Genomic DNA, 14,110 nt, shown 5'->3' on the forward strand with positions numbered 1-14,110 from the left:
CCGGACCGTGCTGCACCACTTTGTTAACACTCTGATGGCATCTGATGCCATTTTTTTTTCGCATGAGCTAACAGAAGGAACGCGTTATCCTTCGTCTTCGTCCGCCTGGATGCAGAGGATGCGGATGCCCTTTTCTTCAAAATGGGCTTTTAAATCCCCTGGAATACCGGTATCGGTGATAAGGGTATCGCCAGCTTCCAGTTGACCCACTTTGACAAAATCGCACTGCCCCAGCTTACTGGAATCTGCCAACAGGATGATTTGATCGGTTAGGGTGCGCAGGCGGTCGAAGATATCCTTCTCCACCAGGCTGTGGTGGTAAAAAACACCATGGGCATCCAGGGCTGTCGCCCCAACGAAGCAGGCATCAAAATGAAATTGCTCCAGCATGGTACAGGCGAAATTTCCAGTGGTGGTCAGGGTATTGCTGCGCAGGGTGCCCCCCAGTTGGAGAATGGAAATGCTGTTTCGGGTGCTGAGCTCAGTGGCGACGTTTAAGCTGTTGGTGACCACCATGAGCCGCCTTGAATTATCGATCATCCGGGCAAAGTGATAGATGGTGGAGCCCGATGCAATGAGGACCCGCTCACCGTCGTATAAAAGTTTAGATGCGGCGTGGCCAATGGCTTCTTTGAGGGGAATGTCGGAATGCAGCCTTAAATGGATGGGTTTCTCCAAAAGAAGATCTTCGTTGTTAATGATGGCACCACCATGGGTTCGTATGATCTTCCCCTGCTCTTCTAAGGTATCCAAATCTCGTCGAATGGTCATTGGGGTGACGTTGTAGACCGCGCAGAGTTGGGATACTTCAACCGTTCCTCGTTTTTCAATCATCTTCCATATTTCTTCAAGTCGTTGTTTTTTTGCCACGTCGGAATCTCCTTAGTCCCATGTTAGAAATTTTGTAAAAGAAAAGCACCAATGCAAAAATTCTGGATAGAATGAATTGACCCTTCCTTTGGAATGTGCTATTATATGAACAAATATAACATATTTCGAACATTTAATCAATTTCTTTCTGGAAGTTCTCGATTCGTCCGTCGGGGGGAGTCCGTTGGACCACGAATCGGATTTAAAGTGTTCGAAAAAAAGGAGAGTAAGATGGCGAAATATTCGATTGGTATTGATTTTGGGACATTATCAGGCCGTGCGGTTTTGGTCAATGTTCAAACCGGCAAAGAAATGGGCTCCAGCGTCTATGAGTATCCCCATGCCGTGATGGAAGAAGCCCTTCCAAGCGGTAAAAAGCTGCCAGTGGACTATGCCCTGCAATATCCCCAGGATTATTTGGATGTGCTCACCCACACGATCCCGGAGGTTCTTAAAAAAACCGATGTCAGCGCCGAGGATGTCATTGGTGTGGGGGTTGACTTTACAGCTTGCACGGTATTTCCAGTGGATGCCCAGGGTAATCCCCTGTGCTTTACTGAAAAGTACCGGGAAGATCCCATGGCCTATGTCCAGTTATGGAAGCACCACGCCGCCCAGGATTATGCCAACCGATTAACGGAGATTGCCGAGCAGCGGGGGGAAACCTTCCTGGCCCGTTACGGGGGGAAGGCCTCTTCGGAGTCCCTTTTCCCACGGCTCTGGAAGATTGCCGCAGAAAACCCCGAGCTCTACGATGATATGGACCAATATGTGGAAGCTGGGGACTGGATCATCTGGCAGATGACCGGGGTGAATGTCCGAAATTCCTGTGCAGCTGGGTATAAGGCGCTGTGGCATAAGACTGAGGGCTACCCCTCCAAGACATTCTTTAAGGCGCTGCATCCAAAACTGGAAAATGTCATTGAAGAAAAGCTCAAGGCACCGGTTCAGGCCATTGGCACCAAGGCTGGGGAGATTAACGAAGCCGGGGCGAAGCTAACGGGTCTTAAGGTGGGGACGGCGGTTTCCACGGCGAATATCGACGCCCACTCCGGGGTGCCGGGCGCCCTGAAGGAAGTGGCTGAAAACCAGATGCTCATCATCATGGGAACCTCCAGCTGTCATATGTTAGTGAGCAAGCAGGAACGCATCGTCCCCGGGGCATTCGGGGTGGTGGAAGACGGCATGCTGCCAGGATTTATTGGGTATGAAGCTGGCCAGAGCTGCGTGGGGGACCACTTCGCGTGGTTTGTGGATAATTGTGTGCCCCAGTCCTACGCCCAGGCCGCTGCAGAAGCGGGAATGAATCTTCATCAATACCTGACGGAGAAGGCTTCTAAGCTTACCCCTGGGGAAAGTGGCCTGGTGGCTTTAGACTGGTGGAATGGCAACCGCTCCATTCTCCTGGATAACGACCTTGTGGGGCTGATGATGGGTATGCGCTTAACCACCAAGCCCGAAGAGATGTATCGTGCCTTAATCGAAGCCACAGCCTTTGGCACCCGGGTCATTGTTGAAAACTTTGCAAAGCACGGTGTGGATACGGATAAGATTTTTGCAACGGGTGGAATTTCCCAGAAAAACCCCATGATGATGCAGATCTACGCCGATGTCACCCGACGCCCCATCCGCATTGCAGGCTCAGAATATGGTCCGGCCCTGGGTGCCGCCGTATTCGGTGCTTTGGCTGCCGGAACAGACCGGGGCGGGTACGATTCTGTCTTCGATGCCACCAAGGTGATGGCCAATTTAACGGATATCGAGTATATCCCCAATGAGGACAACGCCAAGGTTTATGATCAATTGTACGCTGAGTTTTTAGAACTCCATAACCTTTTTGGCCGGGGTCAAAACGATATGATGAAACGCCTTAAGAAAATCAGGGAAGCCGCCATCGATCGTTAATCCCCCAATTCATGTCAGGAGAGCAAAATTAAAATGAGTTTTTTAGATAAAACAATTAACGAATTAATTAATACCGAATTCAAATGCAGCTGTGGGAAGACCCATTTGGCCAATATCCAGAATATTGCCATTGGGAAGGGTGTAATCAGCCAGTTGAGCGCCATGATTGACAAGCAAGTCATCAAGGACGACCGGGTCTTCGATAAAGCCGTGGATAAGATTTTCGTGGTCAGCGATGTCAATACCGAGGGGGTGGCAGGGAAGGATGTCAAGGAACGGCTGGCAGCAGCGGGCTATTCCACGACGGATTATGTATTCCCCCATGCCTCTATGCACGCCGAAGAGCGGTATGTGGACGAGATGCGTGCCCAGCTTCCCGAGGATATTTCCCTGATCATCGCTGTGGGTTCGGGCTCTCTCAATGATATTACCCGATATGTGGCTTTTCATGCCGGGGTACCTTACTACATTGTGGCCACGGCGCCCTCCATGGATGGCTATGCCTCCAATGTTTCGCCCCTGGTCCACAATCATTTGAAAATTACCTATACGGCGGAATGTGCCGCTGCCATCATCGGTGATACGGATTATCTGGCCACGGCACCCATGCATATGATTGCCGCTGGTTTAGGGGATGTCCTTGGGAAATATCTGGCCATCAGTGATTGGCGAATCTCCCAGGTCATTAATGGGGAATACTACTGTCCTGAAGTTGGGGAGCTGGTCCTGTATTCCGTTAAGAAGTGCGTGGATACGGTGCCGGGGCTCGAAAAACGAGACCCCATCGCCCTTCAGTATCTCATGGAATCCCTGGTGCTCATTGGCATCGCCATGAGCTATATCGGTTTCTCCCGGCCGGCTTCCTCTTCGGAGCATCATATTGCCCACTTCCTGGAAATGAAGTCGATCTTCGCCGGGGAATACGGTGAGCTCCATGGCACCAATGTGGGGATGGCGACCTGTCTCATTGGGGAGATGTACAAAAGCTTTTTATCCAAGCCCCTGGATTACCAGAAGGCCCGGGCCCATGCAGTAGCCTTTGATCACGATGCCTGGGTGGCTGAAATTAAACGTTCCTTTGGATTAGGGGCGGATGAGGTGATTAAGCTGTACGAGACGGCCCGGCAAAATGATGGGGATGCGGTACTGAAGCGCATCGATGCCATTGAGGCCCATGAGGATGAGATTTTGGGGATGGTGCGGGACGTGAGTGAGAAGCTGGCGGCCTGTCCGAAGCTTTTAGGCTGTCTGGGGGGCTTGACCGATCCCTCTGGTTATCCCTTGACCCAAGGGGATTTGGTGGATATTATCACCTACGCCAAGGAACTGCGTAACCGTTATGGCACCCTGCAGCTCTTCTATGATTTGGGGATGTTAGAGGACATTGCCCAGGAGATGGCAACGCGGTACATGAAATAATAAAGGGGGTCGCGTTTTGCGCCCCCCTTAGACTGCGACAAACCCATTTGTCACATTCTGAGACGGTGAACCTTTCGTTCACCGTCTCATTCTTTTATTTCAGAAAAAACTGCATCATTCCTTCGATGAAGGTATCCACATCGGCATCCTCTAAAATAAAGGGTGGGAAGAGGCAGACCACGGATGGACGCCACGGTGAGAGATGGACGAGGATTCCCCTGGCGGCCATAAAGTTTTGGAAATCTTTGGCCCTTCCCGGCTTTTGAAAATCCAGGAAGAGGCATAGCCCAACCCCACGGAATAAAAAGGTTTCTGTGGTGTTGGCGTCCAGGGCCCGAACCTTTCCGAGAAAGCGGTGCCCCAGGGACTGTATACGGCCCAGCATGTCATCCTGTATTAGAGATTCTAAAAGCACATTAAACATGAGCAGGCTTCCGGCGTCCCCTGGACGGAGTGTCGGTGCCTGGGCGGCGATGGCCTTTTTATACTTTCTGGTGGTGGCTAAGAGGTGGATTTGGCGGTCCCCCAAGAGATCGCCACTATAGACCAGTAGATCAGGCTTGACATTGTAGTAAGCAGCGGTAAACAGCTGCCCCGTTCGCCCCAGTCCGATGCTGCTTTCGATCCAGATGAGGGGAATGCCGGATTGAGTGATAAATTGAAGCAGAGAGGCCATTTCCTCTGGGGTGGCCAGACGGCCCTTCTCCTTGATATAGGGGTCAATGAGGAACGCTGCGGTATTTTTTTTCTGATCCTTTAAAAAGCGCTCCAAATCTCCAAAATCTTCGAGGTTATGGCAATCGTTGATGGCGGTAATCCGTTCTCCAGAAAGATGAAGGGGGAGTCCTGTGGACTCCAGGGTCAGAAAGTTTGTTTTCTTTGTCGTTAAAAAAGTTTGGCTTAGGATGTCACCGAAATCGGTTTGGTTAAAATAAAGGGACTTAAAGCCCTTGGGGAGATGGGGAATGAGAAGTCCCTGGATTTCAGCGATGAGCACATCGATATTAATGGGGGAATCCGAGGCCCGTTGGGTCATTACCGCAGCGTTAATGCGGTGATTAATGGTGGAATTCAGGTATCCAAAGTCCCAGAGCAGGCAGTCAGAATAATACCCGATGTATTCCCTGCTGTTGGAATCCCTAAGGTACTGCATATGGGGGGAGGTGATGGTAAACTGGTCATTAAATAAATGACTCAATTGCTGTGCGATGTGGTTTTCTTTTCCCATGGCGTGTCTCCTTATCAATAATTAATAGATATGATTTCCGGCTGGTTATAAAAAACGGCGCCGGGAAGGCGCCGCTTTCATCATTACTTGACTGCACTTAAGGCGTTGTTAATGGCCTGAACCATTTCGTCGGCATCGATCCCGTGGGCAGCACACCCTTGTTCGATGTTTTCAAAACGGGCGGCCATACAGCCGAAACAATGCATTCCAAAAGCCTGGAATACCGGAACGGAGTCCGGATATTGTTCGACGGCTTCTAAAATACCCATATCTTTTGTCACTTTTGCTTCTGACATAATATCCTCCTATAATGATTTTTTGAACATGTCTATTATATAATTAAAAAAAGATAAAGGCAAGTCATGAATTTCCAAGTAAAGCTCTTGCTAATTTATGAAATCCATTGTATAATGTAATCGATAGAAAATTCCGATAGAAGGGGTGTGTGACGTGATAACGAAAAATGTGGTGATTAAAAACCGCGCGGGTTTACACTCGAAACCAGCATCTGTATTTGTACAAAATACAAATCGGTTTGCCAGTGAAATCTATATCAGCAAAGGGTCTACCCGTGTGAATGCCAAAAGCATCATGGGAGTCATGATTCTATCTGTGCAACAAGGGGACGAAATTACCCTTGAGATTGCCGGAGATGATGAAGCCGCCGCAATGACAAAACTCGAGAGTCTGATCGACAGCAAATTTGGAATGAAGGACGAATAAATCTTTGGGAAGGCTTGGTAAACGCCCCAAGGTCATGATATGATAAAGAAGGTGGATTTCCATTAGGATGTTCATCTTCTTTGTTTTTTTAGTCTATTGAAATTAAGGAGTATGTATGCGTCAATTATTAATCGCTATTTCGTTTTTTACCCGTATTAAAATTAATGTGGCGGATGTGACAGAGGATGAGTTTTATCAGTCCATGACCGTCATGCCCATTGTCGGGCTGCTCATTGGGCTGTGGCTGTATCTGGTGGCCTGGCTGGTGGGCTTTCTTCACGTTCCGGCCATTGGCGGGGTTATCCTCATCCTGGCCTACCTTTTTATTTCCGGGGGACTTCATTTAGATGGGGTGGCGGATACCACCGATGGACTGATGAGCGCCAGGGACCGGGACCGGGTGATGGAAATCATGAAGGACAGCCGACTGGGCTCCTTTGGGGCCATTGCCTTAATCATCCTTTTCCTGGGTAGCTTTGCCGGTTATCAGACCATCCTGCCCCTGTACCCGGTGGCCATCGTCCTGGCACCAGTGGTGGGCCGCTTCTGCGGCATCCAGAACTGCTGCTTCTCCACCTATGCCGAGGGGGGTGGGGGACTGGGAAAACGCATTGTCGAGATCACCCGTTTTTGGCATGTGGCCTTGTATTTTATCCTGATTATGGCCCTGGGATACCTATTCATTGGCTGGGTCGCCGGTGTGGCAACCCTGGGGGCTATGGTCATGGCTGCCTATTTATGCCACCTTTTTAAAAAGAGTATTGGGGGGATGACGGGTGATACCATCGGTATGACCATCGAGCTGTGTCAACTCACCTACCTGTTAATCGCCGCTGTGGTGGCGGTGAATTGGCCCCTTTTATGTGTGGGTGTGCTACCATGAGGAATGAACCCTTACCCTTTCCTAAGAATAAGGGGGAGATGGCGGCCCTGGAATGGGCACAGCCGGATTTCATCCTGGTGACGGGTGATGCCTTCGTGGATCATTCCAGTTGTGGGGCGGCTATCATCGCCCGGGTCTTAAATGCCTACGGCTACCGTGTGGCTGTCATCAGCCAGCCCCGGTGGCAGGGATCTAAGGATATTCAGGCCATGGGCTCACCACGCCTTGGATTTCTGGTGACTGCCGGGAATCTGGATTCCATGGTGAACCACTACACCGTCAATAAAAAAAAGCGTCATGATGATGCTTATTCCCCTGGGGGTGTCCCGGGAAAACGTCCCAATCGGGCCATCATCACCTATTGCAGCCTCATCCGACACGCCTTTCCAGGGAGCCCCATCATCATCGGAGGGATTGAGGCCAGCCTAAGGCGGTTTGCCCATTACGATTATTGGCAGGATGGGGTGAGGCGGCCTATCCTCTACGATTGCCAGGGAGACCTAGTGGTTTACGGCATGGGGGAGAAGGCTATCCTGGAAGTGGCTGAGGCCCTGAATGCCGGACTACCCGTGGACGCCCTGACCTATATCCGGGGAACGGGCTGTCTGGTGACAGAAAAACCCCAGGAGGGGATTTTCCTGCCCAGCTTTGTGGAAATGGCCGGGGATAAACAGGCCTTTGCCCAGGGGGCAGCCCTCATTCAGGGGTCGGGTGATCCCTTTTGTGAGGAGCCCTATATCCAGGAAGTTGACGGCGTCTATTTCCTCCAGAATCCCCCCCAGATGCCCCTGACGGAGCTGGAGATGGATGATATTTACGATCTGCCCTATACCGGCAGGCTCCTCGGGGGCGGAGCGCCGGTCCCCAGCTTTGAAGAGATGAAATTCAGCGTCACCGCCAACCGCGGATGCTTTGGCAGCTGTGCCTTCTGTGCCCTGGCCATCCACCAGGGGCGGTATATGCAGCGTCGGAGTAAGGCGTCTATTTTAGGGGAAGTCAAGAAAATGACACAGATGTCAGATTTCAAGGGGTATATCCACGATATCGGGGGACCGACGGCTAATTTTAGAAATCCTGCCTGTGAAAAACAGACAACCTCCGGGGTCTGCCGCCATCGGGAGTGCTTATTTCCAACCCCCTGTAAAAATCTGGATTGCGATGAGAGTGCCTATTGTGATATTCTAAAGGAAGCCCGACAGATCCCCGGGGTTAAGAAGGTCTTTGTGCGCTCCGGTATCCGTTACGATTATCTCCTAAAGGATAAGGACAGCGGTCTCCTCAAGGAATTGGTGAAATACCATATCAGCGGCCAACTCCGGGTAGCCCCGGAACATTTGGGAAAATCTGTGCTGTCGGCCATGGGCAAGCCGGCCTTTGAGGTTTACGAGGCCTTTGTAGCCCGTTTTGAGGCCATGAACCGGAAACTGGGCAAGAAGCAGTACATCGTCCCTTATTTCATCAGCAGCCACCCGGGGAGCACCTTACAGGATGCGGTGGCGCTGAGTGTCTATTTCAAGACCCATGGCATGATCCCCGAGCAGGTCCAGGATTTTTACCCCACTCCGGGAAGCTTGGCCACGGCCATGTATTATACCGGGATCGATCCCCGAACCATGGCCCCAATTTATGTGCCCAAGGGGCGTGAAAAAACCCTCCAGCGGGCACTGCTGCAGTTTAATAATCCGAAGAATAAAGCCCTGGTCCGGGAAGCCTTAATCAAGGCCGGACGCCAGGATTTAATAGGACCGGGGAAGGATGCCCTCATCTGGGCACCCCCATCCAAAGGATCAAAGAACCCACAAAAAGGAAGGAAGACGCCCCCCCGGGGCAAGAGAAGGTGATGTGATGAATGAAAAATTAACCCAGTCCATTGAAGATTATATTGAAACCATCTACCTGGATTATTCAAAGGAAGGGAAGGGCGTTCGGGTGACGGATTTGGCCACGGCCATGAAGGTGACTAAGGCCAGCGCCAACGATGCCGTTCGAAAATTGAAGGAGATGGGCTATGTGGAGCACGAGCGCTATGGCCAGATCTACCTGACCGAGGCTGGAAAGACCAAGGGCATGGCCATCTATGAAAAGCACTGCCTGATTATGCGCTTTTTAACGGATGTCCTGAAGGTCAGTGCCCCGGTGGCTGAGGCGGATGCCTGTAATATCGAGCATATCATCAGTGACGAAACCTTTGAAAAATTGAAAGGATTTTTAAATGCAGACTAACCCCCTGGTGGTGGGTGAGCACCTCACCCTCACCATTACAGATTTTACCCAGAAGGGCCAGGGCATCGGTCGGTACGATGGCTTGACAATCTTTGTGGATGATGGGGTGCCGGGAGACCAGGTACGGGTGGCCATTACGGCGATTAAGCCCCGCTACGGTGTGGGGCAAATCATCGCCATTGAGACGCCTTCTCCGGATCGGATTACCCCGGATTGCCCTTATTTTGGGGAGTGTGGTGGATGCCAGACCCAGCAGATGACCTACGGGGCAGAGCTTCGGCTCAAGCGCAAATTTGTGGTGGATGCCCTGTCCCGGATTGGCGGGGTGGCCGACGCCGAGGACCGGGTGGCCGAAACCCTGGGAATGGAAAATCCCTGTCGTTACCGGAATAAAGCCCAGTTCAAGGTGGATGCCTCGGGGATTGGCTTTTATAAACGTCAGAGCCATGGTCTCATTCCCATTGGGGACTGCTTAAACCAACAGGAGAGCTGCCGGGCGGTCATTGCCGCCGGGGAAGCCCTGGTGGCCGGGGGCTATCTGACCCCCTACGATGAGCCCCGGCACCGGGGGGAACTCCGGGGGATTGTCCAGCGGACGAGTGCCCAGGGGGATGAGATGCTGACCCTGGTGGTGTCCGCCTGGGACGAGGCCAAGGCAAAGGGAATCATCGACTTCCTGATACCGAAAATTCCGGGCCTTAAGAGCCTGAATGTGAATATCAATGCCCGGCCGGGCAATACGATTTTGGGGAAGGAGACCCGGTGCCTCTGGGGGGAACCCCGGATTGAGGAGACCTTGGTGCATCTGGCTTTTTCCATTTCTCCCCGGTCCTTTTTCCAGGTCAATACCCAGCAGACCCTGGTGCTGTACCAGGAGGTCTTAAGGGCTGCTGCCCTGGATGGGCATGAGGTGGTCTACGATTTGTTTTGCGGGACGGGGACCATCGGTATTTTTTTAGCTGCCCAGGCCAGGTTGGTGGTGGGCATTGAGGTGATTGCCGATGCGGTGGCGGATGCCCGGGAGAATGCGGCCCGTAATGGGGTGGATAATGCGGTTTTCTACTGCGGCAAGGCGGAAGCCCTGATGGCCCAGTGCATTGCCAGCGAGGGTCCCCCGGATCTGGTGGTGCTGGACCCGCCCCGGAAGGGGGTAGATGCCCATATCATCGAGCTGATTCACCATCACCGGGTCCCCCAGGTGGTGTATGTCTCCTGCAATCCGGCGACCCTGGCCCGGGATGTGAAGGCCTTTGGGGCCTTGGGATATGCCCTGGAGGGGGCCCGGCCGGTGGATGTTTTTTGTCGGACGGGGCATGTTGAGAGTGTTTGTTTGCTTACCCGTACAGATGGTTAATAGTGCTGATAAACCCCGTAAATACGGCATTTATGAAAAAATAGATGAGTGGCTGACTTTTCTCTATGATCTGAATCAAGTCAAAAACAACAATGGAATGCACTCAAATTGAGTGTTTACAGGGGTTGACCGATTATTCGGATATGGCTTGGTGAGTGCATATAATTGCTGACATAGTCCGAGTGTGTAGTGTTGTTTACAGCAGTTTTAAGCATTACAAAGGGCATTTAAGGTTGAGTGTTCGATGTTGATTTTAAAGAAATTAAAATAGGCTAATCAACATAATAACCAATTTTTGATTATGATGATTAGTCTATAAGTATTAGTCGCTTTGGCAGAGATTCACTTGAGATTTTGTCCGCTTTGGAACAGCTTCGAGAAACCAACACCCGTGTCATATTTGAAACCGAAGAAATAGATACTGAAAAGACGGACAGTCATTTAATGATTTCAATTATCGAGTCTTTTGCACAGGCAGAAAATGAATCCAGAAGTGATAACATAAAATGGGGAAATAAACAACGTGCTGCAAACGGCACATCAAAACTTTATGATAGAAAATGCTACGGCTCCACGAAAGATGAAAATAGTAAGTTGGTGATTCTTGACGAGGAAGCCAATGTTGTCAAAATGATTTTTGATTGGTATCTTCAAGGTGATAGTGAAGGGGTCATTATAAAGAAGCTACAACAACAGAATGTCAAGACTTCAACTGGAAAAGATAAATAGTCAAAGAGAGCCATCAATGAAATGCTTAGTAACGAGAAATACACAGGCAATGTTATTCTGCTAAAGAAAACTTTGAACAGTGAACGATTCTTATCAAAGAAAAATCACCCTGCTATTATTTCAGAGGAAACCTTTAAAGCTGTGCAACTTGAAAAAGGACGCAGGAGCAATATTGTTGTGAGCGAAGATGGGATTAAGTCCTATTGAATACAGAAAGAGCTTGGGGTTAATTGTGGCATTAAGGTCCAAGAAAATATCCGCACCCCCTTCTATGATGAAATTAAAATATAGGTTATCGTATACGCAAAAGCATTCCATAGGAGGAGGTAAATATGGACGATTTTTTCATGCACTTAGATTTGAGTGACTTTCCAGAAGTAGATGTAGAAGCTCGTAAAGATGACATTATAAAAGCCAGCAAAGCAATAAATAATCTAATCAAAGAAAGTAGAGCAATGTCGAAGCTAAGCAATTGCTATTATTGTGGTGAACCATGTGATGGTTTTTGTAATTCTCATACATTGCCTGCATTTTGTTTGAGAAATATTGCTCAAAAAGGAAAGTTTTTTTATTCAAATAGCATTCTTGATTTACCTTCACTCAAGGACGATAAAGGCGTTAATGAGTCTGGGACTTTTCACTTGATTTGTAGAGAGTGCGATAGTAAAATCTTTCAAGAGTATGAGAATCCAGATAATTACGAAAATATTCCCACAGTCAAAATGCTTGCCCAAATTGATATGAAAAACAATTTGAAGAACATAAGCAAGAGGTTAATGGAAATTGAAATGTATAGCTTAATGAGTAAGCAAATTGGCATGAGCGAGCATTGGGTAGATGCAAAAAATTCCATGAATAAAATGGATTTAGAAGAATATAAGGAGTCATTTTCTCGTGCAAAAAAGAGAGATGTCAAACCATTTTCAGGTGATTATTATGTTGGATTTTTGAAAAACTGCCATATGTAGTTCCTGTGGCATTTCAAGGTACAGTTGCAATGATTTTTGATTTAGAGGGCAATGTGATTAACAACATTTATAACCCTGACCCTAAATATAAAATTAAAAATGTAGTCATTTGTATTTTTCCGCTGAAAGAAAGCAGTATTGTTATGCTATTTGTAGATAAAGGAAACACAAGATACAGCAATTTCTTTCGCCAGTTAAAAAAACTTGATTTAGAAGATCAACTTAGTGTCATCAACTACATTGTATTCTCTTATTCGGAGGATTATTTTTTATCACCAACCTTAGATAAAAAAGTCTTGGATAAACTCACTCTGTTATCGGGTAAAACTCCAGAAATGGCAGGATTTTATCCAACAACAACATCGCAACAGATTGAAGGTGTAAGAAAGATTTTTGATTATAGTAAACGATTTTCTACGCCGATATAACTGTCTAACAAATTTGCATTGTCTCAAGAAAGTCAATAATTAAAAATATGATTATATAAATATCTTTTTGTTTAAATAGCCTACTTAAAATCAAATTATCAAAATCGCTTCTCTAAGCAGTAAAGCTAGTAATATAGCGGATTTTATAATGATGAAAATACCAGTTGTAAATAGCCTAACTATTTCATGTGGAGAGTGTAGTATTGAGATAAGTAGAGTTCATTGAAAACAAAGTAAATAAAAGCCTTTCTGGAGGTCATCGTTAGTGAGTAGTGATAATTCTGGGAAGGCTTCTTTTAATTGCTTGAAAATCTGCTAACCATGTAATCTGAGCAATACCATGATGCTTATAGCGTAACTGCTTTTGGTAATAACTAGACACTGTAGTCATACTAAAATCATAATAGGTGTTTTCGTAATTCATTCAAAAATAATTCTTGAGGTTTTGAAAAATACTGATATTTTTTCCAAGCAATACTCATTTCTGCATGTAGTGCAGGCGTAAACGGGCGGAAACAGAATTCACTATCCATTCCTGTATTAATAATTCCGTCAATGCATAATGCATACCCGATGCCATCTTTTACCATGATAGATGCGTTATATGCAAGGCTATAGGTTCCGACAACCTGTAAAGAATCATTTTCTGTACTAAGATATTTTGAAAAGAGTTTTGTTTGTTGAACACCACGCTGAATAATTAAGGGATAATCTTTCAAATCCGCTGGAGAAATAGATTCCTTCTCAGCAAGTGGACTTGTTTTTAGCATAAGAACGCCCCAAGTATCTTTTGATGGAATTTTAATTGAATCATATCTTGTCCCATCAATGGAATCAAAGAGTAGACCAAAATCAATCATCCCCTTATCTAGCTGGTCCGTGATATCGTTAGTATCTCCAGAAGAAATGTGAATGGAAATACCGAGATACATGGTTCTAAGAGATTTTGCAGCTTTTGTAAGATAATGAACATGTTGTGTTTCGCCTGCACCAATGTAGATATCACCTTGTATCAAATCATTGGATTCCATAATTTCACGTTTTGTTTTTCTGGCAAGTTCAGTCAATTCTTCTGCACGTTTACGAAGCAACAACCCCTCTTCCGTAAGTATGATCTTTCTCTTTCCTCGAACAAATAAAGACTTTCCCAATTCTTCTTCCAAATCCTTTAGCTGTCTGGAAAGTGTTGGCTGTGTGAGATGTAGTGTTTCTGCTGCACTTGTGATATTTCCTTCTCTTGCTACCGCCAAAAAATAGGTCAACACTCTTAAATCCATATTAAGCACCTTCTTCCAAAAACTATAATGATTATACCATAGAAAAAAAGCATGGTAAAGAATAATGAATAGGTATTTGCTATTAAAACGATGCGGATTTATA

At 47.6% G+C, this 14,110-nt stretch carries 13 protein-coding genes and 1 pseudogene; 10 read left to right on the forward strand and 4 right to left on the reverse strand.

The genetic code is table 11. From position 1 onward, the window contains the following. Nucleotides 1-84: 84 nt before the first annotated feature. The gene (locus BLU30_RS01940) at nt 85-870 is read right to left on the reverse strand and encodes a DeoR/GlpR family DNA-binding transcription regulator (RefSeq protein WP_090242921.1); all 786 of its coding nucleotides are present in this window, start codon (nt 868-870) and stop codon (nt 85-87) included. 231 nt (nt 871-1,101) lie between these two features. Here BLU30_RS01940 and BLU30_RS01945 point away from each other — a divergent pair, with 231 nt between their 5' ends. Together BLU30_RS01945 and BLU30_RS01950 are read left to right on the forward strand one after the other, a co-directional pair. Beyond that, nucleotides 1,102-2,775, forward strand: coding sequence for a ribulokinase (locus tag BLU30_RS01945; RefSeq protein WP_090242923.1), 1,674 nt, complete (start codon nt 1,102-1,104; stop codon nt 2,773-2,775). A 33-nt stretch (nt 2,776-2,808) separates the two neighbouring features. After that, nucleotides 2,809-4,194: a sn-glycerol-1-phosphate dehydrogenase gene (locus BLU30_RS01950; RefSeq protein ID WP_090242925.1), complete on the forward strand. Its 1,386-nt coding sequence runs from the start codon at nt 2,809-2,811 to the stop codon at nt 4,192-4,194. A 94-nt stretch (nt 4,195-4,288) separates the two neighbouring features. On the opposite strand, the gene BLU30_RS01955 is transcribed toward BLU30_RS01950, so the two are convergent. Then, the gene (locus BLU30_RS01955; protein ID WP_090242927.1) at nt 4,289-5,422 is read right to left on the reverse strand and encodes an aminotransferase class III-fold pyridoxal phosphate-dependent enzyme; all 1,134 of its coding nucleotides are present in this window, start codon (nt 5,420-5,422) and stop codon (nt 4,289-4,291) included. 83 nt (nt 5,423-5,505) lie between these two features. Next, nucleotides 5,506-5,718 (reverse strand): DUF1858 domain-containing protein, encoded by a 213-nt coding sequence (locus tag BLU30_RS01960; protein ID WP_090242929.1) that lies wholly within the window; start codon nt 5,716-5,718, stop codon nt 5,506-5,508. Nucleotides 5,719-5,872: 154 nt separating this feature from the next. Between BLU30_RS01960 and BLU30_RS01965 the strand changes: the two genes are divergently transcribed. From BLU30_RS01965 to BLU30_RS02000, 8 genes and pseudogenes are all read left to right on the forward strand, one after another. Further along, nucleotides 5,873-6,145 (forward strand): HPr family phosphocarrier protein, encoded by a 273-nt coding sequence (locus tag BLU30_RS01965; protein WP_090242931.1) that lies wholly within the window; start codon nt 5,873-5,875, stop codon nt 6,143-6,145. Between the two features lie 115 nt (nt 6,146-6,260). After that, entirely contained in the window at nt 6,261-7,028 is a 768-nt protein-coding gene (cobS, locus tag BLU30_RS01970) for an adenosylcobinamide-GDP ribazoletransferase (RefSeq protein ID WP_090242933.1), read from the forward strand. Beyond that, complete coding sequence (locus BLU30_RS01975; protein WP_242873478.1) at nt 7,025-8,869, forward strand: YgiQ family radical SAM protein; 1,845 nt, start codon at nt 7,025-7,027, stop codon at nt 8,867-8,869. The genes cobS and BLU30_RS01975 overlap by 4 nt, the downstream gene beginning before the upstream one ends. A 4-nt stretch (nt 8,870-8,873) precedes the next feature. Beyond that, a complete protein-coding gene (locus BLU30_RS01980; protein ID WP_090242937.1) occupies nt 8,874-9,251 on the forward strand; it encodes a metal-dependent transcriptional regulator in 378 nt (125 codons plus the stop codon). Next, on the forward strand, nt 9,241-10,605 hold the full coding sequence (gene rlmD / locus BLU30_RS01985) for a 23S rRNA (uracil(1939)-C(5))-methyltransferase RlmD (RefSeq protein ID WP_242873479.1): 1,365 nt from the start codon (nt 9,241-9,243) through the stop codon (nt 10,603-10,605). Before BLU30_RS01980 ends, rlmD begins: the two co-directional genes overlap by 11 nt. A 321-nt stretch (nt 10,606-10,926) precedes the next feature. Then, nucleotides 10,927-11,541, forward strand: a pseudogene (locus BLU30_RS01990) (recombinase family protein). A 125-nt stretch (nt 11,542-11,666) separates the two neighbouring features. Further along, the gene (locus BLU30_RS01995; protein ID WP_090242940.1) at nt 11,667-12,302 is read left to right on the forward strand and encodes a hypothetical protein; all 636 of its coding nucleotides are present in this window, start codon (nt 11,667-11,669) and stop codon (nt 12,300-12,302) included. 5 nt (nt 12,303-12,307) lie between these two features. Further along, the gene (locus tag BLU30_RS02000) at nt 12,308-12,730 is read left to right on the forward strand and encodes a hypothetical protein (RefSeq protein WP_143024191.1); all 423 of its coding nucleotides are present in this window, start codon (nt 12,308-12,310) and stop codon (nt 12,728-12,730) included. Between the two features lie 398 nt (nt 12,731-13,128). On the opposite strand, the gene BLU30_RS02005 is transcribed toward BLU30_RS02000, so the two are convergent. Continuing rightward, nucleotides 13,129-14,007 (reverse strand): LysR family transcriptional regulator, encoded by an 879-nt coding sequence (locus BLU30_RS02005; protein WP_090242943.1) that lies wholly within the window; start codon nt 14,005-14,007, stop codon nt 13,129-13,131. Nucleotides 14,008-14,110: the final 103 nt, after the last annotated feature.

Source organism: Eubacterium barkeri (assembly GCF_900107125.1).
Classification (GTDB): Bacteria; Bacillota; Clostridia; order Eubacteriales; family Eubacteriaceae; genus Eubacterium_O; species Eubacterium_O barkeri.